General features: G+C 67.3%; 24 protein-coding genes. 7 read left to right on the top strand and 17 right to left on the bottom strand.

From position 1 onward, the window contains the following. Positions 1 to 66 precede the first annotated feature (66 nt). From AC5Y7D_RS01410 to AC5Y7D_RS01420, 3 genes are all read right to left on the bottom strand, one after another. Positions 67 to 1,674: a nickel-dependent hydrogenase large subunit gene (locus tag AC5Y7D_RS01410; protein WP_499920785.1), complete on the bottom strand. Its 1,608-nt coding sequence runs from the start codon at positions 1,672 to 1,674 to the stop codon at positions 67 to 69. A gap of 51 nt (positions 1,675 to 1,725) precedes the next feature. Next, positions 1,726 to 2,697, bottom strand: a complete 972-nt coding sequence (locus AC5Y7D_RS01415) for an NADH-quinone oxidoreductase subunit B family protein (RefSeq protein ID WP_499920787.1) — start codon at positions 2,695 to 2,697, stop codon at positions 1,726 to 1,728. 66 nt (positions 2,698 to 2,763) lie between these two features. Next, positions 2,764 to 3,309 carry a DUF1641 domain-containing protein gene (locus AC5Y7D_RS01420; RefSeq protein WP_499920789.1) on the bottom strand — a complete coding sequence of 182 codons (546 nt, stop codon included), beginning with the start codon at positions 3,307 to 3,309 and terminating at the stop codon, positions 2,764 to 2,766. A 210-nt stretch (positions 3,310 to 3,519) separates the two neighbouring features. On the opposite strand from AC5Y7D_RS01420, the gene AC5Y7D_RS01425 reads away from it, so the two are divergent. Then, a complete protein-coding gene (locus tag AC5Y7D_RS01425) occupies positions 3,520 to 4,629 on the top strand; it encodes an AraC family transcriptional regulator (RefSeq protein ID WP_499920790.1) in 1,110 nt (369 codons plus the stop codon). Between the two features lie 74 nt (positions 4,630 to 4,703). Here AC5Y7D_RS01425 and AC5Y7D_RS01430 read toward each other — a convergent pair whose 3' ends face one another. The 4 genes from AC5Y7D_RS01430 to AC5Y7D_RS01445 form a co-directional block, all read right to left on the bottom strand. Continuing rightward, positions 4,704 to 5,606 (bottom strand): LysR family transcriptional regulator, encoded by a 903-nt coding sequence (locus AC5Y7D_RS01430; RefSeq protein WP_499920791.1) that lies wholly within the window; start codon positions 5,604 to 5,606, stop codon positions 4,704 to 4,706. Continuing rightward, the gene (gene cbbX / locus AC5Y7D_RS01435; RefSeq protein ID WP_499920792.1) at positions 5,603 to 6,547 is read right to left on the bottom strand and encodes a CbbX protein; all 945 of its coding nucleotides are present in this window, start codon (positions 6,545 to 6,547) and stop codon (positions 5,603 to 5,605) included. Before cbbX ends, AC5Y7D_RS01430 begins: the two co-directional genes overlap by 4 nt. Beyond that, the gene (locus AC5Y7D_RS01440; protein ID WP_499920793.1) at positions 6,544 to 6,969 is read right to left on the bottom strand and encodes a ribulose bisphosphate carboxylase small subunit; all 426 of its coding nucleotides are present in this window, start codon (positions 6,967 to 6,969) and stop codon (positions 6,544 to 6,546) included. Before AC5Y7D_RS01440 ends, cbbX begins: the two co-directional genes overlap by 4 nt. Positions 6,970 to 7,036: 67 nt before the next feature. Continuing rightward, positions 7,037 to 8,467 (bottom strand): form I ribulose bisphosphate carboxylase large subunit, encoded by a 1,431-nt coding sequence (locus AC5Y7D_RS01445; RefSeq protein WP_499920795.1) that lies wholly within the window; start codon positions 8,465 to 8,467, stop codon positions 7,037 to 7,039. Between the two features lie 163 nt (positions 8,468 to 8,630). On the opposite strand from AC5Y7D_RS01445, the gene AC5Y7D_RS01450 reads away from it, so the two are divergent. After that, positions 8,631 to 9,614 carry a class I fructose-bisphosphate aldolase gene (locus tag AC5Y7D_RS01450; protein ID WP_499920796.1) on the top strand — a complete coding sequence of 328 codons (984 nt, stop codon included), beginning with the start codon at positions 8,631 to 8,633 and terminating at the stop codon, positions 9,612 to 9,614. Here AC5Y7D_RS01450 and AC5Y7D_RS01455 read toward each other — a convergent pair. Next, the gene (locus tag AC5Y7D_RS01455; protein WP_499920964.1) at positions 9,602 to 10,783 is read right to left on the bottom strand and encodes a GAF domain-containing sensor histidine kinase; all 1,182 of its coding nucleotides are present in this window, start codon (positions 10,781 to 10,783) and stop codon (positions 9,602 to 9,604) included. The genes AC5Y7D_RS01450 and AC5Y7D_RS01455 overlap by 13 nt on opposite strands. Before the next feature lie 2 nt (positions 10,784 to 10,785). After that, on the bottom strand, positions 10,786 to 11,454 hold the full coding sequence (locus tag AC5Y7D_RS01460) for a response regulator (protein WP_499920797.1): 669 nt from the start codon (positions 11,452 to 11,454) through the stop codon (positions 10,786 to 10,788). Positions 11,455 to 11,638: 184 nt separating this feature from the next. On the opposite strand from AC5Y7D_RS01460, the gene rpe reads away from it, so the two are divergent. Beyond that, entirely contained in the window at positions 11,639 to 12,322 is a 684-nt protein-coding gene (rpe, locus tag AC5Y7D_RS01465; RefSeq protein WP_499920798.1) for a ribulose-phosphate 3-epimerase, read from the top strand. Beyond that, positions 12,319 to 14,325, top strand: coding sequence for a transketolase (gene tkt, locus AC5Y7D_RS01470; protein ID WP_499920799.1), 2,007 nt, complete (start codon positions 12,319 to 12,321; stop codon positions 14,323 to 14,325). Before rpe ends, tkt begins: the two co-directional genes overlap by 4 nt. A 180-nt stretch (positions 14,326 to 14,505) precedes the next feature. Here tkt and hypE read toward each other — a convergent pair whose 3' ends face one another. From hypE to hypF, 4 genes are read right to left on the bottom strand one after another with little or no spacing between them, the layout of a single operon-like run. Then, a complete protein-coding gene (hypE, locus tag AC5Y7D_RS01475; RefSeq protein WP_499920800.1) occupies positions 14,506 to 15,573 on the bottom strand; it encodes a hydrogenase expression/formation protein HypE in 1,068 nt (355 codons plus the stop codon). Beyond that, the gene (gene hypD, locus AC5Y7D_RS01480) at positions 15,566 to 16,669 is read right to left on the bottom strand and encodes a hydrogenase formation protein HypD (protein ID WP_499920801.1); all 1,104 of its coding nucleotides are present in this window, start codon (positions 16,667 to 16,669) and stop codon (positions 15,566 to 15,568) included. The genes hypE and hypD overlap by 8 nt, the downstream gene beginning before the upstream one ends. After that, positions 16,666 to 16,953 carry a HypC/HybG/HupF family hydrogenase formation chaperone gene (locus tag AC5Y7D_RS01485; protein WP_499920802.1) on the bottom strand — a complete coding sequence of 96 codons (288 nt, stop codon included), beginning with the start codon at positions 16,951 to 16,953 and terminating at the stop codon, positions 16,666 to 16,668. Before AC5Y7D_RS01485 ends, hypD begins: the two co-directional genes overlap by 4 nt. Further along, positions 16,944 to 19,235, bottom strand: a complete 2,292-nt coding sequence (gene hypF, locus AC5Y7D_RS01490; RefSeq protein ID WP_499920803.1) for a carbamoyltransferase HypF — start codon at positions 19,233 to 19,235, stop codon at positions 16,944 to 16,946. Before hypF ends, AC5Y7D_RS01485 begins: the two co-directional genes overlap by 10 nt. A 174-nt stretch (positions 19,236 to 19,409) precedes the next feature. Here hypF and AC5Y7D_RS01495 point away from each other — a divergent pair, with 174 nt between their 5' ends. From AC5Y7D_RS01495 to AC5Y7D_RS01505, 3 genes are all read left to right on the top strand, one after another. Next, positions 19,410 to 19,751: a hydrogenase maturation nickel metallochaperone HypA gene (locus AC5Y7D_RS01495; RefSeq protein WP_499920804.1), complete on the top strand. Its 342-nt coding sequence runs from the start codon at positions 19,410 to 19,412 to the stop codon at positions 19,749 to 19,751. A 12-nt stretch (positions 19,752 to 19,763) separates the two neighbouring features. Continuing rightward, positions 19,764 to 20,558: a hydrogenase nickel incorporation protein HypB gene (gene hypB, locus AC5Y7D_RS01500; protein WP_499920805.1), complete on the top strand. Its 795-nt coding sequence runs from the start codon at positions 19,764 to 19,766 to the stop codon at positions 20,556 to 20,558. 392 nt (positions 20,559 to 20,950) lie between these two features. After that, positions 20,951 to 23,236 carry a SpoIIE family protein phosphatase gene (locus tag AC5Y7D_RS01505; RefSeq protein WP_499920806.1) on the top strand — a complete coding sequence of 762 codons (2,286 nt, stop codon included), beginning with the start codon at positions 20,951 to 20,953 and terminating at the stop codon, positions 23,234 to 23,236. Positions 23,237 to 23,245: 9 nt separating this feature from the next. On the opposite strand, the gene AC5Y7D_RS01510 is transcribed toward AC5Y7D_RS01505, so the two are convergent. The 4 genes from AC5Y7D_RS01510 to AC5Y7D_RS01525 form a co-directional block, all read right to left on the bottom strand. Beyond that, positions 23,246 to 23,695, bottom strand: coding sequence for an anti-sigma factor antagonist (locus tag AC5Y7D_RS01510; protein ID WP_499920807.1), 450 nt, complete (start codon positions 23,693 to 23,695; stop codon positions 23,246 to 23,248). Positions 23,696 to 23,827: 132 nt separating this feature from the next. Then, a complete protein-coding gene (locus tag AC5Y7D_RS01515) occupies positions 23,828 to 24,304 on the bottom strand; it encodes an ATP-binding protein (protein ID WP_499920808.1) in 477 nt (158 codons plus the stop codon). Between the two features lie 95 nt (positions 24,305 to 24,399). Further along, positions 24,400 to 25,038: a class I SAM-dependent methyltransferase gene (locus AC5Y7D_RS01520; protein WP_499920809.1), complete on the bottom strand. Its 639-nt coding sequence runs from the start codon at positions 25,036 to 25,038 to the stop codon at positions 24,400 to 24,402. Then, positions 25,035 to 25,967 (bottom strand): SAM-dependent methyltransferase, encoded by a 933-nt coding sequence (locus tag AC5Y7D_RS01525; protein ID WP_499920810.1) that lies wholly within the window; start codon positions 25,965 to 25,967, stop codon positions 25,035 to 25,037. The genes AC5Y7D_RS01520 and AC5Y7D_RS01525 overlap by 4 nt, the downstream gene beginning before the upstream one ends. Between the last annotated feature and the right edge of the window lie 95 nt (positions 25,968 to 26,062).

Consider the following 26,062-nt stretch of genomic DNA (forward strand, 5'->3'; position numbering starts at 1 on the left):
CGCATCCCGGCGGCTGAAAGTCGTGATCGCTGTCGGACCCGAGGCCGCAATCGAAGGCAGTCAGGATCACACCATCCCGTTGATGACGAACTTGGACAACTCGCGTCCTGTCTTCCCGTCGTAGGCGTGCACGGTGCACACCAGGCACGAGTCGAAACTCCGCGCCACGTGGCCCAATTCCACCGGGTCTTCCGGGTCCACGATCGGCGAGCCGACCAGAGCGCTTTCGATCGGGCCGAGCACCTGCGAGCTGTCCCGGGGGCCGATGTTCCAGGCGGTGGGCGTGACCACCTGGTAGTTCTTGATCTTGTTGTCCTCGAGCACAATCCAGTCCGACAACGAACCGCGCGCAGCCTCGGTGGAACCGAATCCCATCCCCTCGGCATGCTCGATCGGCTTGGAGTAGAAGCTCTCCTTGAGGTTCAACTGGTCGAGCCAATCGCGGGTCCACTTGAAGTACTTCGGCGCTTCGTGCATGCGGGCAAGCTGGCGGACCATGACGCTGGGCCCGATCTTGTTGTACATGTCGACGAACAGCGGGTCGTTGTCCTGGTGCGCGGCGGCGCCGGGACCACCGGCGGCCATCCGGCGGGCCAACGGACCGGCCTCCAGCGGGATGTTGCCCAGGTCGCCGACGGCGTAGCGCGGTGACTTGGCCCAGCTGTACTTGCCCTGTTTGCGGCCCTGTTCGGGGTCGATCGGGATGGTCTCGCCCTCGAACGGGTGCAGCGGCCGGCTGCCCTCGTAGAACGAGTGGGTGACGTCCTCGCGGACGTTGGCCTGGTCGAACTCGTACCACTGCCCCTTGGCGTACACGCCGGAGCGGCCGATGAGCGCGGCGTTGCGCCCGGCGATGGTGGGGTTCTCGTAGCGTGGCGGGTCGAAGTAGGTGCCGGTGGCGATGTAGTTGCCGACACCGGCGCCGTACTTGTCGAGGCCGACGTCCAGGCAGTAGCGGATGAAGAAGCCGCAGTCGCTGTTGTGCTGCGACTCGTTCTCGTCGACCCAGGCCAGCACGTCCTCCCAGGTCTTGTTCGCCAGCCAGCGGTCGACGCTGCAGCCCAGCCAGCGACCTTCCAGCCAGTTGTCCTTCCAGTGCTCGAGAATCGAGATGGACCGGGTGACGTCGGACAGTGTCGGCGCACACATCACCCCGCCGGGGACCATGAAACTGGAGTGCGGCCACTGGCCGCCGAAGATCGCGTACACCTCGACGGGCTTGTTCGAAAGTACTACTCCCGGTTGATAACTCGTTCCCACATAGGGAGCGAAGCGGCGCACCGCCTCGTCATACAGCTTGGACTTGGCGTAGTTCTTGTTGGTCAGGTCGATGGCGAACAGCGCATAGAAGTAGCGCGGAATCGACTGCATGGTCTCGCACGCCTGACAGATGTTGCGCACCAGGGTGGCGTTGTGCGGCATGTGTGTCCGCCAGGCGGTGTCCAGCGCGTACGCGGACTTGTACAGGTGGCTGCCGCCGCAGATGCCGCAGATGCGCGGACACACGATGAGCCCGGCCTGCGGGTCCTTGCCCCGCAGGATGATTTCGAAGCCGCGGAACATCGCCGCCTCGGTCCAGGCCGAGGTGACGACACCGTCTTCGACGGTGACGCGGACGTCGAGGTCACCCTCGACGCGGCCCAGCGGGCTGACATACAGGTCGAGCGCGGTCATGAATCCTCCAATAAGTTTCGAGCACTACCGGGGCGGTGGATGTGCTGGTCGTCAGACCACGAACATGTCTTCTTTGGACCATTGCGGAGCGGCGATCCGGGCCGCCGCCGCGTGTGCCATGTAGGTGAGGTGGTCCGAGCCCTCGGGCACTTCCTTGGGGATCATGCCGCTGACCTTCTGGGTCTTGAACACGGTTCCCGGCGCGAGGTCGAAGTGCGGGAACTCGGGTTCGGTACAACCCAGGCAGGGCATGCCGGCACGGGTCTTCGAGGACTGGCGGTTCCATAGGATGCGGTTGCACGGCGAGTGGGTCATCGGCCCGCGGCAGCCGAATTCGTAGAACAGGCAGCCGGTGCGGGTACCCTCGCCGAACGACATCGTCGACTGCTTGTATTCGAAGAACTGCACTCGCGTGCAACCGGTTTGGGTGAACGACTTGAAGAACGTCTCGGGCCGGTGCAGTTCGTCGAGGGTGATGTCGCCGGCGCGGCCGGTGGCCAGCGCGACGATGATCTGGGTGATCCAGTCCGGGTGGGCGGGGCAGCCCGGGATGTTGATCACCGGCAGGCCCATCTTGGACCGGAAGTCCGGCCCCAGGAACCCGCCCTTCTCCCGCTTGTGGAATTGCAGACCCGTCGACCCGGACGGGTTGGGCTCCATCGCCGGGATGCCCCCGAAGCAGGCACAGTCACCGATGGCCACCACGATCTGCGCCGCTGCGGCCAGGTCGGTGACCCAGTCCTTCATCGGACGGTCGGCGAACATGTCCATCCGCCCGGTCCCGTTGGGGGCTTCGATGACGGTGCCCTCGAACACGAAGATGTCCAGCGGTCGCTCGCCTTTGACGCAGTCCCAGAACACCTTCTGCGCATTCTTTCCGAGTTCCAGACCCAAGGACGGGTGCCACACCAGATCGAGCCCGAAATCGACAATCAAATCGACGACATTGGGCTCTTCGGCATTGAGGAACGACATGGTATTGCCGCTACAAGCGCCGCCCTGAAACCATAAAACGGAAGCCATTGAAACTCCTCTCGAATAGCCGCCGAGGGCGCGACCACATTAATGTTTGGGCTGGATGTCTCTTTGTTAATTCGGCAACTGCCGGCCGAAAGCGCGGGCTACCTGAATCAGGAATCCCACGCCGCGGTTGATGTCTTTGTCCTTGCTGACCCGCCACAGGCCGAACAGGCCCTTCGGCCCGCCCGGGTCGGCCGCCGCCGCCGCCTTGCCCTCGACCAGCGCCTGGCCCAGTTCGGCCAGGACGTCGGCGGCCTGCGGATCGACCAGCGGCGAATTGAGGATCTTCTGCAGCGCCGGCGCCGCGGCCACCAGCGCCGACGCCAGGGACACCAGGCTCGTCGCCAGCGCCTGGACGTCCACCGACCCCAGCTCCGACCGGACTCCCTTCAATCCCGTCAACGAGGCTCCCCGCAGCTCGTCGACGGCCGAGGCCACCGAATCACTGATCTGGTCACCGCGCCGCACCAGCCCGTCGAGGCCGGTCACCAGGATTGCCAGCAGGTCGGCGTGGTCGAGCAGGTTGTTGAGGGACGCGGCGACCGCGGGGTCGTCGAGCCGGTCGCGCAGCCGGTCGGCCGGTGACAGTGCGACAGCGTGACCGTTTGCCGACATGAAAACCCTCCAAACGAATCGGGGGGCTGGGTCCCGATTCCCAAAGACTGTGGTCTCGATCACAAAGCTAGCCGCCGGTTCGGACTCTGCCTATCGCTTTCGCGCAGCAGCTGTCAGGATTGCGAAGAGTTAGGCGCGTTGGTGCGCGCACGGTGAACGGGAGGCTTGCATGATCGCCACCGATTATTTAGTGCGCGATTCACGTTCGCGGTGGCCACTGCCTGGGGGTTTACCTGGTGGTTACCGGACCGGGAAGCGATGTCGCGGCTAACCCGGCTCGGGTACATCGATGTCCGCCGGACCGCGCACCCGGTGCGCCGCAAGGTGCGCTCGCGTGGCGTGCCACCGGCGCTGGCGGACAACGAGATCTTCTACACGGAGAACCCGACGGAGGCTGTGCGACTGATGGCCAAGGCGTTGGCACCGCTGTCGCTGCATGTCGGTCCGGAAGACGCCGAGGGGTTTGCTGCGACCATGCACGGGGTGCGGCTGCGTAACGTCAGCATGCTGTACCTGGACGTCCATGTGGCAGCCACCCTCGACATACCGGCGCTGGGCCAGTACTTCGGGGTGCACATGCCGATGAACGGGCGGGCGCTGGTGGATCACCGGGGCCACAGCTTCGAGGCAAACACCATTCGGGCGCTGGTGACAAGTCCGGGCGAGGCCCTGCGCGTCCAGTTCGACCTCGACTCGCCGCAACTGCTGATCCGGATCGAACAGCGGGCGATGGCGGCCCACCTCACCCGGTTGCTCGGCCGCAGTCTGACCAAGCCGCTGGCGTTCGACCCCGAGTTCGACCTGGCGACCGAAGCGGCGATGCGCTGGCACACCGTGGTGCAGCTGATTCACAGCGAGGTGTTCCATCCCGGTTCGCTGATCCAGCGTGGCCAGGGCATCGGCGCGATCGAGGAACTGGTGATGAGCACACTGCTGCAACTGCAGCCGTCCAACTATCACGAGGAGTTCCTGCAGCCGGCCCAGCCGGATCCGCGCCGCGCCGTGGTGCACGACGCGATGAACTACATCGACGACCACTTGGCCGAGCGGATCACGATGGACGGCCTGGCCAAGGCGGTGCACATGAGCGTCCGGTCGATCCAGCAGGGATTCCGCGAAGAACTCAACATGACGCCCATGACCTATGTCCGCGAGCGTCGGCTCGAGCGCGTGCACGAGGAGCTGATGGATGCGATTCCCTCCGACGGCGTCACGGTGACCGCGGTCGCCGAGCGCTGGGGTTTCAACCACTTGGGCAGTTTCGCGGTGGAGTACCGCAAGCGGTGGGGCGAAGCGCCCTCGGAAACGCTGCGGCGCTGAGGCCACGCCCGAGACTGCAACTACGCGCACCTGCCGCGGGCGTGTCGCGTGCGAGATTGCAGTGTCGGCGGAGATCAGGAGGCCCGACGCACCGCGCTGACCTGCCGCCAGCCGAGCTCCCGGTGGGACACCAAATGCTGGATCAGCAGCTCGGTCGCCATCGGCGGGGTCGGCTGGCTGACCACATGCCAGGGCCGCTTGATCGGCGTGCCCGGCACCGGCAACGGCACCAGCGCACCGGAGTCCAGTTCGCGCTGCACCGCCTGCCGCGGGACCAGGGTCACGCCCAGGCCGGCGACCGCGGCCGACACCACCGCGCCGTGCGATCCCAGCACCAGCTGCGGCGGTGCGACGTCGAGATCCTCGAGCAGCGTCATCAGCGTCGAGCGGGTGCCCGAACCCTGCTCACGCAGCAGCCAGGTGGCCCCGGCCGGGGTGAACCCGTCAGCAACCGACGGACAGCCCACCACGATCAGCGTGTTGGGGCTGATGGCCCGGACCCGCACCTTGTTGCGCAACTCCTCGGGCGGGCGTCCGGCGAACACCAGGTCGACTTCGTGCCGGGAGAGCATCGGCCACAGTGCGCTGCGCGCGGCCACCTCGACGTGCAGCACCACCCCCGGATGCTCGGCCCGGAACGACGCGAGCGCCGCCGGGATCAGCAGCTCCCCGGCCGACGTCACGGCGGCCAGCCGAATGGAACCGTGCTCCGGATCCGCCTCACCGCGCGCGGCCAGGATGGCCTCGTCGTGCAGGCCGAGGATGCGCCGCGCGTACTCGACGTAGCGCAAACCCGCCGGAGTCAGCCGCACTCCCCGGCCGTGCCGGTCTACCAGCGTGATGCCGATGTCCTGACTCAAAGCCCGCAGTGCCGACGAGATCGACGACTCGGTGACCACCAGGCGTTCGGCGGCCCCCCGCACCGAACCGGTATCGGCTACCTCGACGAGGGCCCGCAAACGCGCGTTCGTGGTCATGCACTCTCCCGTGTCTGGAACACCCGGCTGGCCAACAGATCTACCGCCTCGATCGTGGTCAGCTCCGGTAGGCCCACCGGTGTGTCCGCGTGCGCCAGCAGCCGCCGCGCATGCCGCAGCCGGGCCCGCTCCAACGCGTTGCGCACGCTGCGCGCGTTGGCGAACCACGGCTGGTCGCGGCGCCGGTGCAGATACTGGTGCAGCACGCCGCGGGCCTCGTCGGAGAACCGGTATCCCAGCCCGTCGATCATCAACCCGGCGATGTCCTCGAGTTCGCCAACGCTGTAGTCCGGGAACGTGATGTGGTGGGCGATGCGGCTCTGCATCCCGGGGTTGGCGGAGAAGAACTGGTCCATCTTGTCGGCGTAGCCGGCCAGGATCACCACCAGGTCGTCTCGGTGGTTCTCCATCATCTGCAGCAGGATCTCAATGGCTTCGCCGCCGTAGTCACGCTCGTTCTCGACCTTGTAGAGGTAGTACGCCTCGTCGATGAAGAGCACACCACCCATCGCCCGTTTGATGACGTCTTTGGTCTTCGGTGCGGTATGCCCGACGTACTCGCCGACCAGGTCGTCGCGCGTGACGCTGACCAGATGGCCGCGGCGCAGGTAGCCGAGACGGTGCAACAGGTCAGCCATCCGCGTGGCCACGGTGGTCTTCCCGGTGCCCGGATTACCGGTGAAACACATGTGCAGGGTGGGTTGGGCAGCCTGCACGCCGAAGCGTTCGCGCATGCGGTCGACCAGCAACAGCGCCGCGATCTCGGTGATGCGGGTCTTCACCGGCTCCAGGCCGACCAGCTCACGATCCAGCGCGGCCAGCACCTCGTCGACACCCGAGGTGGCCCGGGCCGCCGCGAGGTCGACGACGGCATCCGGGTTCAGGATCTCGGGCTCGGGTTCCGGTTCGGCGGGTGCCGGGCGGTAGCCGAAAGCGGTCATGACGACTCGTACCTCTGTCCGCTCGGCCGCTCGGTGGCGTAGGCGAACGTGGAGTAGCCGATCTGCCGGTCGGCCCGTTCGGCACGGTCGAGGCGGAAGCCCGGCTCCTCCGCCGGCCGGTTGACGATGAACGACAGCGCCGTTGTCTGCCTGCCGAGGCTGGCGTCGTAGGCGTTGAGGCGGATGTAGCTGTTCGGGTTGGCGGCCCGGCACGCGTTGACCTCGAGCAGCACGTCGGCGGCGTCTTTCAGGTCGAACATCGGCAGCCCCCACATCTCCCAGTAGATGTTGCGCGGGTGTGGGTCGTCGGTGAACTCCACCGACAGCGGCCAGCCGTGATCCAGCGCGTAGTTGATCTGGGCGGTGATCTCCTCCTCGGTGAAGTCGGGCAGGTAGGAGAAGGTTCCCTGGGTGATTCGCATGTCGCGAGCTCCTTTCAGTGCTGACGCTCCGCTTCGCCCGGCTTACGCCGCGCCCGCGATCGCCAGGTCAAACCCGGGTCGGCACCGCGACGACGTCCGGGGTGTCGGTGGATTCGTAGTTGAAGGTGATGTCGCCCCAGGTGGCCAGCGCCGTGTCGAGGGCGCGGTTGCGGGAGGCGGCCTTCTTCAGGATCTCGGGACCCTCGCGGTAGTAGTCGCGTCCCTCGTTGCGGGCCTTGATCATGGCTTCCAGGGCGACCCGGTTGGCCTCGGCGCCGGCGGCGATGCCCATCGGGTGGCCGATCGTGCCGCCGCCGAACTGCAGCACCACGTCCTCGCCCAGGTAGTGGATGAGCTGGTGCATCTGACCGGCGTGAATACCTCCGGAGGCGACCGGCATGACGCCGGGCATGGATGCCCACTCCTGGTCGAAGTACAGCCCCTTGACCGGGTCGGCTTTGACACTGTCCAGGCGCAACGTGTCGTAGAAGCCGGCGGTGGTGTTGGGGTCTCCTTCGAGCTTGCCGACGACGGTGCCGGCGTGGATGTGGTCGACGCCGGCCAGCCGCATCCATTTGGAGATGACCCGGAAGCTGACACCGTGGGTCTTCTGCCGGGTGTAGGTGCCGTGCCCGGCGCGGTGCAGGTGCAGGATGACGCCGTTGTCGCGGGCCCACTTGGCCATGGACTGGATCGCGGTGTAGCCGATGGTCAGGTCGATCATCACGATCACCGAGCCGAGCTCGGCAGCGAAGTTCGCCCGCTCGTACATCTGCTCCATGGTTCCGGCGGTGACGTTCAGGTAGTGCCCCTTGATCTCGCCGGTCGCGGCCTGCGCCCGGTTGACCGCTTCCATGCAGAACAGGAAGCGGTCGCGCCAGCGCATGAACGGCTGGGAGTTGATGTTCTCGTCGTCCTTGGTGAAGTCGAGACCGCCGCGCAGGGCTTCGTAGACCACCCGACCGTAGTTGCGCGCGGACAGTCCCAACTTGGGTTTCGTGGTGGCGCCCAGCAGCGGGCGGCCGAACTTGCCGAGGTGTTCGCGTTCCATCACGATGCCGTGTGCGGGGCCCTGGAAGGTCTTCACGTAGTGGGTGGGGATCCGCATGTCCTCCAGGCGCAGAGCCTTGAGCGGTTTGAATCCGAACACGTTGCCGATGATGGAGCTGGTCAGGTTGGCGATCGAGCCTTCCTCGAACAGGTCGAGGTCGTAGGCGATCCAGGCGATCCACTGTCCGGGCGCGTTGGGCACCGCGGCGACGCGGTAGCACTTGGCCTGGTAGTGATCGAAGGTGGTGAGCCGGTCCGTCCACACCACCGTCCAGGTCGCGGTGCTCGATTCGCCGGCGACGGCCGCGCCGGCCTCCTCGGGCGGAACCCCTTCTTGCGGCGTGATCCGGAACGCGCACAACACATCGGTGTCCTTCGGAACGTAGTCCGGCTGCCAGTAACCCATCTCCGCGTACGGGATGACTCCCGCGTTCCATCTCTGTGTCATGGCCCGAATCGTGGCACCGCGATACTGAAGCTGTCTATCGAGATTAGGCGCTGAATTCTGAAGTAAATAGTTAAGTATGAGCGGTCCCCCGGCTGTTCCACCGATCGGGTGAGGACCGGGTGCCCCCGTGGTTCTTACGGTGTGCGGCATGAACGCATGCAGGATGACAGCCCGGACCCTGACCGCACCCGGCAAAGGAATTCTGGCCGCCGACGAGAGCGTCGCGACGATGTCCAGCCGGCTGGAGCAGGCCGGGGTCACCGCGACCGCGGACAGCCGGCGCACCTACCGCGAGATCCTGACCAGCACACCGGGCCTGGCCGACGGAGTCTCCGGGATCATCTTCTGCGAGGAGACGCTCGGCCAGGTGTTTCGCGACGGACGTCCGTTTGCGCAGGCCGTACGCGACCTCGGCATGCTCCCCGGCATCAAGGTCGACACCGGCGCCAAGCCGTGTCCCGGTCTGACCGGTGAGACCGTGACCGAAGGCCTGGACGGCCTGCCGGCCCGGTTGGCTAGCTACGCCTCGATGGGCGCGGCGTTCGCCAAATGGCGCGCGGTGTTCACCATCAGCGACAACACCCCGAGCTGGGGTGCCATCGCCTGCAACGCCAACGCCCTGGCCCGCTACGCCGCCGCCTGCCAGGAAGCGGGCATCGTGCCGATCGTGGAACCCGAGGTGCTGATGACCGGGGACCACAGCATCGAGCGGTGTGCCGAGGTGACCGCCAGCGTCCACGCCGCAGTCCGTCAGCAACTGGGTTTGCTGCGGGTCGACTTGGCCGGCATTGTCCTCAAACCCAACATGGTGATCGAGGGCGAGGACCATCCGGTCAGAGCCACCGCGCAGCAGGTGGCCGAGGCGACGGTCTCGGTGCTGCGCGCCTGGCCCGGCGACCTGGCCGGCGTCGCGTTTCTGTCCGGCGGCCAGTCGCCGGAGCGTGCCACCGCAAACCTCACCGCGCTGCAGTCCCACCGCACGCCGTGGCCGCTGACGTTCTCGTTCGGCCGGGCCCTGGTCTCCCCCGCGCTGCGGGCGTGGCGTGGTGACGAGCTGAAGGTCGCCGCCGCACAGGACGCGTTGTCCAGCCACGTCGGCGCCAATGCCGCGGCGCTGCGCCTAAGGGGTGAGCTTCAGCCGGCCTGACCAGCCAGCGGCACGGTCACGGTCACCGTGGTCCCCGATCCGGGCGTGGACCGCACCGCCAGCCGGCCGCCCACCAGCTCGGCGCGCTCTGTCATCGACAGCATCCCGTAGCTGGTGGGCGCCCGACTGGGCGACGGCGTGAAACCCACGCCGTCGTCGGCGACTTCCAGCCGGGCCTCGCCGTCGGACACCGCGAAACGGACGCGGGCCGTCATCGCCCGGGAGTGTTTGACCACGTTCTGCAGGCACTCCTGAGCGATGCGGTACAGCGCCACCTCGACGTGCTCGGAGAGTCGCTCGTCGGCCAGTTCGAGGTCCAGGTCGACCTCGGGGATGGTCGAGGCCAGGCTGGCCAGCCCCCCGGCCAGACCGAGGTCGTCGAGCACCGGTGGCCGCAGCCCGCCGATCGCCGAGCGGGCTTCGGCCAGCGTGAGGTCGACCAGGACGCGGGCCTTTTCCAGCTGTTCGGTGGCCTCGGCGGAGTCGTTGGTCTCGACCGCGCGGGCGGCGGCGTCGAGCCGGTAGCTCAGGCTGACCAGTCGCTGGCTGATGCCGTCGTGGATGTCGCCGGCCAGTCGCCGGCGTTCGGATTCCTGCGCGGCGATCACCTGTTCGGCGAAGTTTCCGTGCACCCGTTCCCTGGCCGCCAGTTGCCGGTGCACCCGGGCCTGGTCGAGCGCGCCGGCAGTGAGTCGTCCGATGGCCAGTAGCAGCTGGATGTCGCGGCCGGTGAACTCGCGGCGCGCCACGGTGTGCACGTTGAGCACGCCGACGAGCCGGCCGGGCCCGGTCTCCATGGGGACCGACGCCATGGAGGTGAAGTCCGAGCCGCGCAACGCCGCGATCGGCACGTAGCGCGGATCCTCGTCCTTGCCGCTGGTGATCACGACGGGTTCACGGTGCTGGGCGACCCAGCCGGAGACGCCCTCACCGAGTCGCAGCTGCACCTGGCCGATGTGTTCGTCGAAGGGTGGCGTGGCACCGGCCAGCGTGAGCGAGCCGCCGAAGTCGTCGAGCACGTGCACGAAGCACACGTCGGAAGCGGTGGCCGTGGTGATGAGCCGGGCCACGGCGGCGGCCACCGGTTCGACCGCCGGCCCGCTGCCGGTGGCGGCCACGATGTCGAGCAGCAACGCCACCTCCCGGTCGGCGTCCACCAGACCGCGCACGTTCACTGGTAAATGCCCTCACGCAGTGCCACCGCCACCGCCGCCGTGCGGTCGTTGACGCCCAGCTTGCGGTAGATGGAACGCAGGTGGCTCTTGACCGTCTCGTCGCCGATGACCAGCTTGCCCGCGATGCCCCGATTCGACAGGCCGGACACCACGAACGAGAGGATTTCGCTTTCGCGCTGACTGAGGCCCTGCCGCGCGCCCGGCCAGAACTCGTCGCGTTGTAACCGCGCAGCGGTGTCGGCGGCGCGCGCCGCCAGGCCGGCGTCGATGGCCGTCGAACCGCCTTGCACGTATTCGAGCTGACGCACCAGCTCGTCGCTGCTGATGCCCTTGAGCAGGTAGCCGGACGCCCCCACCCGCAACGCCTGGAACAGGTACTGCTCGTCCTCGTAGACCGACAACAGGATCACCTTGGCGGCCGGGTTGCGCTCGCGGATGGCGCGGCACAGATCGAGCCCGCTGGCACCCTGCATGCGCACGTCGCACAGCACGATGTCGGGTTGCAGGCCCTCGATGACCTGAATCGCGTTCTCGGCGCCGACCGCCTGCCCGACGACCCGCACCCGATTCTTGAACGACGCGAGCATGGCTTTGAGACCCTCGATGACCATTTCATGGTCATCGACCAATACGACGCGAACGGGTGTCGCGGTTACCACCGTCATGCATTAACGATAAAGGCGAGCGCAACCTTTTATCGGGTCGAGCGTGAATTGCACGACGCGACACGCCGGTGCACCGTCGTGCATTTCACATTCGCCGCTTCAGTACCCCGAATTACCCCCGATTCGGGGGAGTTTTTGCGCACCCGGCCACCCTAGGTTGACCACTGGAAGGGAGGTGGTTGAGGTGGTGGACCCAGTGTTGGTGGCGTCGGTGCTGCCGGCCGACTTCGCCGAACTCGGACGCGACGTCGCCGAGATCGAGCACGCCGGCGTCGACCGCATCCAGTGGGATGTCATGGACGGCCGGTTCGTGCCCAATCTGACGTTCGGGCCCGACGTCATCGCCGCCTGCCGCGATCTGGTGACGATGGGGTTCGAGGCGCACCTGATGGTCGAGGACCCGGACCCGATGTTGCCGAGATGGGTCGAGGCGGGCTGCGGGATCGTCATCGTGCATGCCGAGGCGTGTCGGCACCTGCACCGCACCCTGTCCAGGATCCGCGAGCTCGGCGCCCGCGCCGGCGTGGCGCTCAACCCGGCCACTCCGCTGGCCGCGGTCGTCGATGTCCTCGACATCACCGACCTGCTGCTGATCATGACGGTGAACCCGGGATTCGGCGGGCAGCGGTACCTGGCCGGCATGGAACCCAAGATCGCGGCCGCGAGAGCCGAAATCGGCAGCCGCGGAATGGATATCGAACTCGAGGTGGACGGCGGCATCGGACCGTCCACCATCGCCCGCGCCGCCGCTGCCGGAGCCGACGTGTTCTGCGCCGGGTCCGCGCTGTTCGCCGGTCCCATGAGGGAGCGCGCCGAGGCGCTCCGTGCCGCCGCCCGCGAAACCAACGGAAGACTGGTGACCAGATGACCATCGCGCCTCTTGCCCACGAAACACCAACCCGCACCGACGAATTGGATCAACTGGCCATCAATACGCTGCGGCTCCTGGCCGCCGACGGGGTGCAGGCCGCGAACAGCGGGCACCCGGGACTTCCGTTGGGCGCCAGCGGCATTGCCTGGACGTTGTGGTCTCGGCACCTGCGACATGACCCCGCCGACCCGCGCTGGCCGGACCGGGACCGGTTCGTGCTGTCGGCCGGCCACGGCTCGATGCTGCTCTATGCCCTGCTGCACGTCTTCGGCTACGACCTGTCAGTGAGCCAGCTCCGCGGATTCCGCCGCCTCGGCTCGGCAACACCCGGCCACCCCGAGTACGGCCATACACCCGGCGTCGAGACCACGACAGGTCCACTGGGGCAGGGCATTGCGAACGCGGTCGGCATGGCGCTGGCCGAGCGGATGCTGGCCGCCCGGTGCAACACCGGGCAACACACCGTCGTCGACCACCGCACCTGGGTGCTCGCCGGTGACGGCGACTTGATGGAGGGGATCAGCCACGAGGCCGCCTCACTGGCCGGAAAGCTGCGGCTGGGCAGGCTGATCGTCATCTTCGACGACAACGACATCACCATCGACGGACCGGCCTCGCAGAGTTGCACCGACGACGTCGAGGGCCGGTTCGCCGCCTACGGCTGGCGGGTGCTGCGGGTGGCCGACGGCAACGACGTGCCTGCCCTCGACCGGGCATTCACCGAAGCCTGCGACGGTGACGGCCGACCCACCTTCATCCGGGTGCGCACCACGATCGGCTTCGGCGCCCCGGGAGTCGAGGGAACTCCGAAAGCCCATGGCAGCCCGTTGGGTTCGGATGTGCTCAACGCAATGCGCACCCGCCTGGACTGGCCCGACGAGCAGTTCCATGTGCCGCTCGCGGTGGGTGCGGCCGCCGCGGCGGTGGCGGCCCGTGGCGCCGCTGCGCGCGCCCGGTGGGCTCAGCGGCATGCAGCGTGGCAGGTCGACCATCCGCAACTGTCCGCGGATTTCCCGTTGGACTGCGTTCCGGTCGCCGACGATCTGTCGGTGCTGACTCCGCTCGCCGACGGGGCCGCTGCGGGTGGAAAGTCGGCCACCCGCAAGGCCTCCGGCAAGGCGCTGAATGCGTTGGCCGCGGTCTATCCGGGTCTGATCGGCGGGTCGGCGGACCTGGCCGCCTCGACCAACACCGCCATCCCCGGCGGGGACGTCACGCCGGACGACTTCGGTGGTCGCACCATCCACTTCGGCATTCGCGAGCACGCCATGGCGGCGGTGATGAACGGCATCGCCCTGCACGGTGGGCTGCGGCCGTTCGGCAGCACCTTCCTGGTGTTCGCCGACTATCTGCGGCCGGCGCTGCGGCTCTCGGCGCTGATGAGGCTACCGGTGGTGTATGTGTTCACCCACGACTCGGTGCATGTCGGTGAGGACGGCCCCACCCATCAGCCAGTCGAGCAGCTCGAGTCGCTGCGGCTCATCCCCGGCCTCACCGTGCTGCGGCCGGCCGATGCCGCCGAGACCGCACTGGCATGGCAGATCGCGGCCGAGAACACCGGAGGGCCAACGGCTTTGGTGTTGAGCCGGCAGGACCTGCCACAGCTCGGCGGTGCGGGGCTCGATGACGTCCGCCATTACGGCATGCGGGTGGTGCGGCCGGTGGCCGAGACGCCGCAGGTGATGTTGGCGGCCAGCGGTTCTGAGGTCGCGCTGGCCCTGCAGGCCGCCGAACTGTTGGGCGAGCGCGGGCTTGCCGCGATCGTGGTCTCGGTGATGTGGCGGGAGCGCATTGCCGCGCTGCCCGATCTGCCGGTGGTATGGATCGAGGCCGGGGTGCGGACGGGCTGGCAGGCACTGGCCCGACCGTGTGACACGGTGATCGGCATCGAACGGTTCGGTGCGAGCGGGCCGGGACCAGAGGTGGCCGCGCACCTGGGCCTGACCGCGGCCGCAGTCGCCGAGGCGGCGCTACACAGCATTGCACGGGCATCCGGGTGACGCGTAGCGCTGAAGGCGGCGGACGTGGGGGTTCGCGCCGGCCGCCCCGGGCTGTCCAAACTGATCACCGATCTGCACAGATCCGTTGTCCGCGCGATATTCATCACCGCTGGCAACGAGCGTGAACCACACGACGCCCCCCGGCGGGTCGCGTCGTAGTTCTCACACTCGGCGCGCCAGTCAGCAGATCCGCGGCAGTTGCTCGCCCAGTTGGCGTTCGATGACCTGGGTGGTGCCGAACGGCGTCTTGCCCACCACCATGCCCGGATGCTCGGCCACAACCCGACCGATGATTGCCGCATTGACGCCCTCCGGCCGTGTCCGCATGGCCTCCAACACCGCTTCACTACAGGAGGGGTCGACGAACGCCACCATCTTGCCCTCGTTGGCCACCTGCAGCGGATCCAGGCCCAGAAACGAACAGGCCGACGAAACCGTTTCGGGGACGGGTATTCTCGCCTGCTCCAGCTCTATGCCCACCGATGCCGCGCGCGCGATCTCGACGACCGAGGCGACCAGTCCGCCCCGGGTGGGATCGCGCAACGCGTGCACGGCGCCACCGCCGGCCTCGAGCATGGCGGCGACCAAGCGGTGCAGTGGAGCGCTGTCGGTGGTCACCACCGTGCCGAAGTCGATGCCTTCGCGCACGCTCATGATGGCCACGCCATGCTCACCGAGGTTGCCCGACACGATGATGTGATCGCCCGGCCGTGCCCGCTCCGGCCCGATGTGCACTCCCGGCGGGACCACACCGACTCCCGCGGTGTTGACGAACAGCTGGTCCGCGCCACCCTTGGCCACCACCTTGGTGTCGCCGGTGACAATGCGGACACCGGCGCCCGACGCGGCCTTGCCCATGGTTTCGGCGACGGCACCGAGCACGTCGAGCTCCAATCCCTCTTCCAGGATGAACCCTGCCGTCAATGCCACCGGTTGCGCTCCGCTGCAGGCCAAGTCGTTGACGGTGCCGTTGACCGCCAAGTCCCCGATGTTGCCACCCGGAAAGAAGAGCGGTTGCACCACATAGGAATCGGTGGTCAGTGCGATGCGTCCGCCGACGACGTCGAGTAACGCGGAGTCGCGCGACGTGCCGGGTGCACCGCCGAACGCCGGCAGGAACAGGTTCTCGATCAGTTCCTCGGACAGCACGCCACCGCCGCCGTGGCCCAACAAAATGCGTTTGGTCTCGCGCAGTGGCAGCGGGCACACCCAGTCCGCCGGATCGATTGCCACGGGCGGTTCAGGCATGCGCGCCCGCTTCCAGCCGCCGGAACTGGTAATAGGCCGCACAGGCGCCCTCGCTGGACACCATGGTGGCGCCCAGGGGGGTGCGGGGTGTGCAGGATTTGCCGAAAGCCGGGCACTCGTTGGGTTTCAGTAGTCCCTGCAACACTTCCCCACTGCGGCACTCGGCGGATTCGGACACCCGCAGGTGTCCCACACCGAACTTCAGTTCGGCGTCGAACTGGGCGTAGCGCGGCGACAGGGTCCACCCCGATCTGGGAATCAACCCGATCCCCCGCCATTGCCGATCGGTGACGACGAAGACATCCGAAAGGGTCTGCTGCGCAACCGTGTTGCCGGCGGCGGTCACCGCGCGCGGATAGGCGTTGCGTAGCCCCGGCGTCCCGGCCTCCAGCAGATCGACCACCTGCCGAACGCCTTCCAGCAGGTCCAGTGGCTCGAACCCGGTGACCACGATGGGGACCTGGAACTCGTCGACGAGCGGGCCGTACTCGCCGGTGCCCATCACCGTGCAGACGTGTCCGGCCGCCAAGAAGCCCTCGACGCGGTTCGTCGGCGAACTCAGGATCGCCCTCATGGCCGGCGGTACCAGGACGTGCGACACCAGCATCGAGAAGTTGGTGAGTCCGAGTCGCTGCGCATGGACCACCGCCATCGCGTTGGCGGGCGCGGTGGTCTCGAAACCGACGCCGAAGAACACCACCTGCTTGTCGGGGTTGTCCGCTGCCACCCGGGTGGCGTCCAGCGGCGAATAGACGATGCGGACATCGCCGCCGCGGGCCCGAACACTGAACAGGTCTTGGTGACTGCCGGGCACGCGCAGCATGTCACCGAAGGAACAGAAGATGACGTCGTCGCGCCCCGCGATCTCCAGCGCCCTGTCGATCATCTCCAGCGGCGTCACACAGACCGGGCAGCCCGGTCCGTGGATGAATTCGACTGCACCGTCCAGCAATTGGTCGATTCCATTGCGGATTATCGAATGCGTCTGCCCGCCGCACACTTCCATGATGGTCCAGGTCCTGCCGGCCCGCTTCTTGATGTGCTCGACCAGGGTGCGTGCGGCCGCCGGGTCGCGAAACTCGTCCAGGTATTTCATGCCGGCTCCCTCCTGTTGTGTCCCGCCACTTGCCCTTCTGAGCCGGACAGTTCCTCGTCGAGTACCCCGAGTTCGTCGAACATCCGCAGGGTTTCGTTCGCCGAGGCCTCGTCGAGTCGCGTGATCGCGAAGCCGGCGTGCACGATGGTGTACTCGCCGATCTCCATGTCGGGCAGGTACGCCAGGCACACCGTCTTGGTGGTCCCACCGAAGTCGACCGTGCACATCCTGGTCCCCGCCTCGTCCCAGGTCTTTACTACCTTGCCGGGAATTCCTAGACACATAAGCCTGTCCCCCTTTCTCGTTGGTGCGCCGCAATCACGGCCTGACCGAGCGCAAGACCACCGTCGTTGCATGGCAGCACCGCGTGCGTCAGCACTTCAAAACCATTGTCCATCAGCTTGGTTCGCAGACCTTCGCGCAACACCTGGTTGACGAAGACGCCGCCGGTCAGCCCGACGGTGCCGATGCCTGAAGCACTTTGGCGAACCGCCTGCGCCGTCGCGGCGATCACCGCGGCGTGGAATCCCGCGGCCAGATCGGCTGCCGGGATGCCGGCCCGCAGCCCGTGCACCAAGTCGGCGATCAACGGCACCGGGTCCACCACGGCCCCGGTCACACTGAGCTCCATCGGCACCGCCCGGCCGCCGCGGGCCAGGTGTTCGAGTTCGATGGCCGCCTGCCCCTCGTATGTCACTTCCTGGCAGACGCCCAGCAGGCTGGCCACCGCGTCGAACAGGCGTCCCATGCTGCTGGTCGGAACACACCCGATTCCCCGCGGTATCTGCTGGGCCAGCACGTGTCGCTCCCGGTCACTCAGACCTGCGACCGCCGGAATGTCTGGCGCCCAATCGATCCCGGCCCGATGCAGCAGGTCCAGCGCGATGCGGCCGGGCCGGCGCACCGCTGCGTCCCCGCCGGGCAATGCGAACTGCTTGAGATGTCCGATCCGGGTGAACGACGCCGGATCGGTGACCATCAGCATTTCACCACCCCAGATGGATCCGTCGGTGCCGTAGCCGGTGCCGTCGAACGCGACCGCGAGCATCGGCGTGCCGATCCGCCCGTGCTCGGCCAGCAGCGACACCGCGTGTGCGTGGTGGTGTTGCACCTGCACCATTGGTTGGCCGGCACGGCGGGCCCAATTGGTGGTCGCGTAGTCCGGATGCAGATCGCAGGCGATCAGGCCGGGACGACAGTCGGTCATGAACGCCAAATGGTCCAAAGCGGATTCGAAACAGGTCTGGGTGCGCGGGTCCGCCATGTCACCCAGGTGTGACGACAGGTGCGCGTGTCCTTCGGGCGACATCAGGCAGAACGTGGTCTTGAGGTCCCCGCCGGTGGCCAGAATTGCGCCGCGGGTCGTCGTGGGTGGTACCGAAACCGGCAAGGGTGCGTATCCGCGGGAACGGCGGATCGGCACCACGCCGCCGCCGGAGTCGACCGCCAGGACCGAGTCCTCGCACGGTACGTGGATCGGGCGGTCATGCGTGAGCACCGCATCGGCGAGCCCGTCGATCCAGCTCAGATCGGCATCACGGAAGACGATCGGAGACCCACCGTTGTTGGCCGACGTCATCACCAGCGGCACCGGCCCCAACCGGTCGAACAACAGGTGATGCACTGGGGAATAAGCCAGCACGACTCCGATTTCGGATAGACCCGGCGCCACCGCCGACAACACGGCGTCGTCTCGGGCCGGCAGCAACACGATGGGCGCGGCCGGCGCCCGCAACAGCTTCGCCGCATCTCCGCCGATGACGCAAATCGCCTGTGCTGCGCCAATATCGGGCACCATCACCGCAAAAGGCTTGGCCGGCCGGGCTTTACGCCGGCGCAACTCCGCCACTGCGGCGCTGTCGTCGGCGCGGCACGCCAGGTGAAATCCGCCGATGCCCTTCACCGCGACGATCAGGCCGGCACCGATCGCGACCGCGGCGGCCTGGACCGGATCGTCGCCGGCGCCGGGACCGTGCCAGGACAATTCGGGCCCACACTCGGGGCAGGCGATGGTCTGCGCGTGGAAGCGGCGGTCGAGTGGGTCGCGGTATTCGGCCGAGCACCGCGCGCACATCGGGAATTGGGCCATGGTGGTCGCGGGACGGTCGTAGGGCAGGTCTGTGATGACCGAGTAGCGCGGGCCGCAGTTGGTGCACGTGATGAACGCGTGGCCGTAACGACGGTCGTCAGGATCGCGCAGTTCGCGCAGGCAGTCGTCGCAGATCGCGATGTCGGGCGGCACCAGGGTGCGACGGTCGTCGCCGCTGCGGCTACCAATGATCCGGAAGCCGAAATCGCCGGTCGGCACCAGCGCGGTGGTCCGGATCGAATCGATGCGGGCCATCGGCGGGTGGTCGGTGCTGATCGCAACCGTCGCGGCGTCGACCGCATCGGGTGCACCCTCCAGCTCGCAATGCACCGCTCCGGAGTCGTTGTAGACACAGCCGGACAAGCCGTGACGCGCGGCAATGCGCGCGACAGCGGGGCGAAATCCGACGCCTTGGACCACGCCCGCAATGTCGAGTCGCAACCGCACGCTCGTCACCGTGCCACTCCGACTGCCCACGCGAACCTCCTGAGCAGCAATGGACCCCCGCGCGACAGGGCTGCGACACGGGCGGTCTCGCTCAGGCTAGACCTGCCCCTGTGTGCCGACAATCACAATTTCGCACACAAAGTCTGCGCTTTCTCGCGCTCAATCTTCGCGACAACGATAACTCCGAAAGGGCAGCATGGTGTAGTGCACGAGTTGTCGCTGTGCCATGCCATCGCTGGCGTGGTGAGGCCCCACGCGGCGGGACGTCATGTCGACGTAGTCCGGGTGCAGGTGGGGGCGCTGCGCCAGGTGGTGCCCGAGTCGCTGGAGTTCTGCTGGTCTCTGGTGTGCCAGCACCTCGACGACACCATGGTCAACACCGCGCTCGAGCTCGAACTCGTGGCCGCCGAGGTGGCGTGCCGCGGCTGCGGACTACGTTCGCAGATCGAGTCTCGGTGGTCGGTGTGCTGCCCGGAGTGTGCGAGCGCGGACGTCGAAGTGGTCCGCGGCAACGAGTTCCTGGTCACCTCAGTTCAGGTGTCATGAAAGGTCAGGCAGATGGGTAGATTTCACCGGCACGACGACGGCACCGTGCACAGCCACGATCACGACGGGCACGACCACGATCACGAGCATGACCACGACCACGGTGATCACAGCGGTTATGCGACCGGGCCACAGCGCATCGAGGTGTTGGAGTCGATCTTCGCCGAAAACGACTCCCGCGCCGATATCAATCGTGCCGCGTTCGAAAGCAACGGCATTCGGGCCTTGAACCTGATGAGCTCACCGGGCTCCGGCAAGACCACCGTGCTGGCCGCCACCCTCGATGAGCTCGCCGGCAACCTGGCCGTCGGGGTGATCGAGGGCGACATCGCCACCGACCTTGACGCGGCCAAGCTCGGCGGCCGCGGTGCCCAGGTGTCGCTGCTGAACACCAACAACGGCTTCGGTGGCGAATGCCACCTGGACGCGCCGATGGTCAACCGCGCCCTGCAGGGCCTCCACCTGCCGTCGCTGGATCTGGTGATCATCGAGAACGTCGGCAACCTGGTCTGTCCCGCCGAGTTCGACGTCGGCGAACACGCCAAGGCCATGGTGTACTCGGTCACCGAGGGTGAGGACAAGCCGCTGAAATACCCGGTGATGTTCCGGTCGGTGGACGTGGTGCTGCTGAACAAGATCGACCTGGTCCCGCACCTGGACGCGAATGTCGACACCTATATCGACCACGTTCGCCAGGTGAATTCGACGGCGACGATCCTCCCGGTGAGTGCACGTACCGGCGAGGGCATGGGGGCGTGGTTCGACTGGTTGCGGCAGTTCGCCGGACTGGGTGCGCGGCGGCGGTAACCGGGCGCGCTTGTGGTGTGAGATTACCGACGTCAGCCCGCACCGCAGCTGCAATCTCAACTCCGGCAGCTCCGCTTCCGCATTGCGAAAGCTGCTGTCCTGCAATCTATTTCATAGAACCGATGCAGACCCAGCGCGCTCTGCCGGCACGCGCAACGCATCGGGTGCTGCCGCTTGCGCCGATGGCCGGCGTGGCGAATTGCGGCCCACATGCGTAGATTGTCTATGAGGTTGAGTTACCAGCCTGACGTCGAAACCGCGCGGATTGAATTCTTGGATGCGGGCATCCGTCCGAATTGACCTCCGCAAATTGATGCGATGCCCCGTCTGGGGCCGCGGGAGAAATGTTTCGTGCTCGTACGTCGGCTCCCTGCCGATCAAGCGGTGATCGGATGACCAGCAGCCAACCGCCCCTGACGCTGACCGCTTGGGACGGTCAGCCGATTCCCGACCTGCTGCCGGTCGGCACCCCCATCGACCTGGACAACTGCGCCCGCGAGCCCATCCACATCCCGGGAAGCATCCAGCCCCGCGGGGTGCTCGCGGTGGTGCGCGAGCCCGGTTTCGAAGTGCGTCAGGTCAGCGCGAACGTCGCCGAGCTGCTCGGTCGCTCCGTCGACGAGGTCGTGGGCCGGCCCTTATCGGTGCTGATCGGCGCCGAACAGGCCGCCCGGGTCGAGCAGGCGGCCTCGAGGTTCGGTGATCTGAGCCAACGCAACCCGCTCGAGTGCGAGATCGAAGTCGCCGGCGAGTCGCGTGCCTTCGACGCCATTTTGCACCGCGCGCTCGGTGGCGTCCTGTTGGTAGAGATCGAGGCCGCCTATGGTGATCGGCCATTCTCGTTCCCGAACACCTACCAGGCGGTCCGCAGCTCGGTCGAGGAGCTGAACCGGGCCGAGACGCTGGCGCAGCTGTACGCCGCCACCGCTCGTGCCGTCCGCGAACTCACCGGCTTCGACCGGGTGATGGTGTATCGCTACGACCAGGACTACAACGGCGAGGTCGTCGCCGAGTGCAAGCGTGACGGCCTCAATTCCTTCCTCGGCCTGCACTACCCGTCCACCGACATCCCGGCGCAGGCCCGGGCCCTGTACGAGAAGAACTGGCTCCGGCTCATCGACGATGTCGACTACACGCCCGCACCGCTGGTGCCGGCCACCAACCCCGACACCGGCTCGCCGCTGGACCTCACCCACGCCACGTTGCGCAGCGTTTCGCCCATCCACATCGAGTATCTGCAGAACATGGGCGTTCACGCGTCCATGTCGATCTCGCTGCTGCGCCACGGGCGGCTGTGGGGCCTGATCGCCTGTCACCACTACGCGGGTCCGCATCTGCCGCCGTTCGGCACCCGGGCCGCGGCGGAGTTCCTCGGATCGACGTTGTCGCTACGGCTGGTGGACCGTTTCGAAGGCGACCAACTACACCAGCGGCTGGCCGCCCAGGCGGTGCTGGCCAAACTCTCCGCTGCCGCGCTGGACGACCGCGAACCGCTCTCGGCGGCGCTCCTCGGCGCCCCCGACCTGCTGGACCTGGTGCCCGCCGATGGTGTGATCGTCGACATCCAGGGCGATTACCGCACGCACGGTTCGGTTCCAGCGCCACAGGTCGTCGCGGCGGTCGCGGAGTGGGCCCGGGGTGCCGGCGACGATGTCGCCAGCACCGACTGCCTGTCGAATGAGTTGCCTGACCTGGACGTTGACGAACAGTTGGCGGCCGGCGCGCTGGCGGTCAACCTGCCCGACGGGCAGTGCGCCGTCTGGTTCCGGCGAGAGGTGCTGCGGTCGGTGGATTGGGGCGGCGACCCGCACAACAAGACCATCGTGGTAGGCGAGGGCGACCGGGTCCGGCTCAGCCCGCGCAAGTCGTTCGACCGATGGCGCGAGATCGTCCGGCAACGCAGCGAGCCGTGGAGCCGCAGCGAGGTGGAGTCCGCCGAGTCGCTGCGGCGCCACCTGGTGGAATCGCTCTACCGCCGAACGCGGGGTGCACTGCGGGTGGCCGAGCGAGTGCAGCGCAGCCTGCTGCCGGAGTCCATTCCGACGCTGGCGGACTGGCACCTGTCGGCGCATTACGAGCCGGCTGCGGGCGACAACGTCGGCGGCGACTGGTACGACGCGTTCGAGCTGCGCGACAACCGACTGGTCGTCTTGATCGGCGATGTCGCGGGACACGGCATCTCCGCGGCCGGCACCATGGCACAGCTACGCAACGCTCTGCGTGCGCAGTTGTTCGCCGGCGCCACGCCGGCCGAAGCGCTGCACCAGCTCAACGACTTCTGCCTGCATTTGATGCCCGGCGCCTTCGCCACCGTCGTCGCGGCCCGGGTCGACCTTGTCTCGGGGCACGTGGAGGCCGCCTGCGCCGGCCACTTGATGCCGTACCTGACGAACTCGCAGCCGAGCGCCACCCAGGCACCGATCCGGTTGTCGCCGCCCATCGGGGTCAAAGGCGTGACTTACGCGCCCAGCACGTTCACCGTCGAGCCGGGGCACGGACTGGTGCTGTACTCCGACGGATTGGTGGAGCGTCGCGGCGAGCCGATCGACCACGGCCTGGACCGGTTGGCTCGAACTCTCGGCCGCGCCAGCACTGTGCCGGCATCGTGGATCTGGACCGAGATGGCCGCGGACAACATCGACGACGACGTCACCGTGGTTGCCTTGCGCCGGCCCTGAGCGCGGCGGTTAACTCGCTTGTTCCCGCCCTTGCTCCACCAGTTGCAGGCACTGGGTCGCGGTCTCGTGGACGGGCAGGACTTCGCTGAGGCCGCACGTTGCAACGCTGCGTGCGACCCACGGCTGCCGGCCGACCAGGCACACGGCGACCCCCCCTTCCCGGCAGCGGTTGGCCTCGTCAGCCAGCGTCAGCAACGACGAACACGACATGAAGTCCACGGAGTTCACGTCGACCATGAACAGCTGCGGCGCGCTGGCGAACGCCGCGGCCTCGGCCAGCAGCAGGCGCCATGCGTCGTCGTTGAGCGCGTCGATCTCGCCGCCGACGTAAACGATCACCGCCGCACGGAAGCCCTGGACCGCCGCTCGCAACGTGCTGGTGTCAGCTCCCAGTTCGGAGATCAGGCGCGGACTCAGTCGCAACGGAGCGGCAAACACCTCGGCGGCGGCAAGACTCATGGGGTCCTCCTCAGTCTCGGGAACCTTTGGCTGGGCAATGTGCTGTGCAGCGGCTGGGCTGGAACCTGGTGAGGTTTAGCCGTATTCGCCGTGCTTGAAACCCGTTGGGTCAGCAGTTGCCCGAGCGGGGCATCAACTGGCCCGGCTGAGGACGAAATTCTTGGGCGGGCATCGGTTGAACCGCAGACGCACGGTGGTGCCTTCGCCACCGCCGTCGATGGTGCAGTCGTCGGCGAGTGCACACATCAGCGCGATGCCGCGGCCGCGCGCGCTGGATGCGTCGAAGTCAGGTTCCAGCCAGCGGCCGTGGTCGATCACGATCACCTTGAGTTCGGTGCTGACGGGGTGATACGCGATGTGCAGCGTCATGCTGCCCACCTGGTCGACGACCCGGTAGGCATGATCCGCACAGTTGGACATGGCTTCGTCGGTGGCCAACACGATGTCGGCGAACCGCTCTTCGTCCAGGCGCACGTGGCGGTTCAGCCACTCGCCGAAACGGTGGCGGAATGCCGCCACGGTGGGCCCGCTGGCAACGCCAGTGTGCGTGTAGCGAAACTCGTCGGCCTCATCTGTGCCGACGGGATCGCTTGATGGGGAACCACTCACGGTCCATCGGCTACCCGAAGGCCAGCACGGATACACCTGATGTGACACGTGCCCCATAGCTTTTGGGGTCTCGTCGCCGGATCGTGACCGCCGCGCTACGGCGCCACCCGGTCCTTTGTTCCAACGGTGATGAGATCGGAGATGAGCCGGGTCCAGATCGGACGACTGACGGGATGCTGGTCACACACGGTGAATCCAGCATCCTCGAACAGGGCACGCATCTCCTTCGGCGATGGATTGTGCTGCGGTTTCCAGCGACTGGGTAGCTGAACGACGTGCCGGCGCGCGCTCAGGGTCGCGACGGCCACCAGCCCACCCGGTGTCAGCACGCGATGAAACTCCCGCAGTGCCGCCGGCTGGTCGAAGAAGTGAAACGCCGAGGTCGTGACGACCGCGTCGAGTGCGCCGTCCTGGAACGGCAGCTGCTCGGCGGGGCTGCGCAACCAGCGCACCCGAGCCGATTTGGCGCGCGCCTGAGCGAGCATGCCGTCGGACATGTCGACGCCGTAGATCTGCTCGGGGTGCAGTTCGCGGTCGATCCGCTGGCTGAGAACCCCTGTCCCACAGGCGACATCGGCGATCTTGCGGCACCGGTGGGCGCGCAGCAGGGTGATCACTTCGTCGTGTGGTGGCCGATAGACCCAGTGCTGCAGAACCGGTAGGTCGTAGGCCTGTGAAAGCACGCTCCACAGGCCGGTCACCGCGGTGTTGAAGGTGCGGCGCGGTGCGGTCACCCGGCCAGGACTGAGGCGTAGTAGACGGTGTCGGCCATCGACACCGAGTCGTGCGATTGCGGGACGGCCTCGAGGCCGTTGTCAGACAGCAACTGGCTCATCGGTGTACCGACCGAGCGCCATCCCAGCTCATCCAGGTAGGTGGCGACATCCTTGCGCTCACCCTCGAAACCCAGCTCTTCCCAGTCCAGCTCGAAGCCGTGCGCACGCCACTTGGCGGTCGACCGACGCATCATCTCCCGCGCCTGTTCGAGGTCCCGCTCCGGCCGCGGCGGAATCGCCTCCACGGCAAGCCGGCTGCCGTCGGCGCTGAGCGCGGTGATGTTGTCCATCAGCAGGTCCTGCGCTTCGGGTGGCAGGTAGCCGAGCAGGCCCTCGGCGATCCAGGCGGTGGGTCGGCTCGGGTCCAGGCCCGCCGCACGCAACGCGGTGGGCCAGTCCTGCCGCAGATCGATGGCGACCGTGCGCAGGTCAGCCGCCGGGGACGCGCCCAGTTCGGTCAGGGTGGTCGTCTTGAACGCGATGACCTCAGGCTGGTCGATCTCGAAAACCGTCGTGCCGGCGGGCCAGCTCAGCCGGTACGCGCGGGCGTCGAGGCCAGAGGCCAGGATGACGGCCTGGCGGATGCCCGCCCGCGTCGCCTCGCGAAAGAACGAATCGAAGAACCGGGTACGAGCGGCCATCGCGGCCGGCATGTGCGCCAGCTGCCAGCTCGACTCCTCGTCGTCGACGTCGGCGGCGGCGAGGTCACCGGTGACCCAACGGGTGAAGAAGTCGACGCCCACGGCCCGAACCAGCGGTTCGGCGAACTGGTCGTCGATGACGGGGTTGTCAGCGTTGGTCGCGATCGCGCGGGCGGCGGCCACCATGGTCGCCGTCGCGCCCACGCTGGTAGCCAGGTCCCAGGTGTCGTTTTCTGTGCGTGGCACGCCTGTCCTCCAATGCCGGACCGAAAGATACTTAGCCAGTTTAACACTTAGCCAGTATTAATAACCGCTCCGCCGGAGAGCGGAGAAACGGGTCA

Source organism: Mycobacterium sp. NGS49 (assembly GCF_059812565.1).

What these genes read in the sequence shown, in the direction of transcription:
- AC5Y7D_RS01445 (WP_499920795.1), bottom strand. Translation starts at nt 8,467, where the DNA reads ATGACACAGAGATGGAACGCGGGAGTCATCCCGTACGCGGAGATGGGT.
- AC5Y7D_RS01420 (WP_499920789.1), bottom strand. Translation starts at nt 3,309, where the DNA reads ATGTCGGCAAACGGTCACGCTGTCGCACTGTCACCGGCCGACCGGCTG.
- tkt (WP_499920799.1), top strand. Translation starts at nt 12,319, where the DNA reads ATGACCATCGCGCCTCTTGCCCACGAAACACCAACCCGCACCGACGAA.
- AC5Y7D_RS01485 (WP_499920802.1), bottom strand. Translation starts at nt 16,953, where the DNA reads ATGTGTCTAGGAATTCCCGGCAAGGTAGTAAAGACCTGGGACGAGGCG.
- AC5Y7D_RS01510 (WP_499920807.1), bottom strand. Translation starts at nt 23,695, where the DNA reads ATGAGTCTTGCCGCCGCCGAGGTGTTTGCCGCTCCGTTGCGACTGAGT.
- AC5Y7D_RS01505 (WP_499920806.1), top strand. Translation starts at nt 20,951, where the DNA reads ATGACCAGCAGCCAACCGCCCCTGACGCTGACCGCTTGGGACGGTCAG.
- AC5Y7D_RS01460 (WP_499920797.1), bottom strand. Translation starts at nt 11,454, where the DNA reads ATGACGGTGGTAACCGCGACACCCGTTCGCGTCGTATTGGTCGATGAC.
- AC5Y7D_RS01415 (WP_499920787.1), bottom strand. Translation starts at nt 2,697, where the DNA reads ATGGCTTCCGTTTTATGGTTTCAGGGCGGCGCTTGTAGCGGCAATACC.
- AC5Y7D_RS01410 (WP_499920785.1), bottom strand. Translation starts at nt 1,674, where the DNA reads ATGACCGCGCTCGACCTGTATGTCAGCCCGCTGGGCCGCGTCGAGGGT.
- cbbX (WP_499920792.1), bottom strand. Translation starts at nt 6,547, where the DNA reads ATGACCGCTTTCGGCTACCGCCCGGCACCCGCCGAACCGGAACCCGAG.
- AC5Y7D_RS01450 (WP_499920796.1), top strand. Translation starts at nt 8,631, where the DNA reads ATGACAGCCCGGACCCTGACCGCACCCGGCAAAGGAATTCTGGCCGCC.
- AC5Y7D_RS01440 (WP_499920793.1), bottom strand. Translation starts at nt 6,969, where the DNA reads ATGCGAATCACCCAGGGAACCTTCTCCTACCTGCCCGACTTCACCGAG.
- hypD (WP_499920801.1), bottom strand. Translation starts at nt 16,669, where the DNA reads ATGAAATACCTGGACGAGTTTCGCGACCCGGCGGCCGCACGCACCCTG.
- AC5Y7D_RS01430 (WP_499920791.1), bottom strand. Translation starts at nt 5,606, where the DNA reads ATGACCACGAACGCGCGTTTGCGGGCCCTCGTCGAGGTAGCCGATACC.
- hypB (WP_499920805.1), top strand. Translation starts at nt 19,764, where the DNA reads ATGGGTAGATTTCACCGGCACGACGACGGCACCGTGCACAGCCACGAT.
- hypE (WP_499920800.1), bottom strand. Translation starts at nt 15,573, where the DNA reads ATGCCTGAACCGCCCGTGGCAATCGATCCGGCGGACTGGGTGTGCCCG.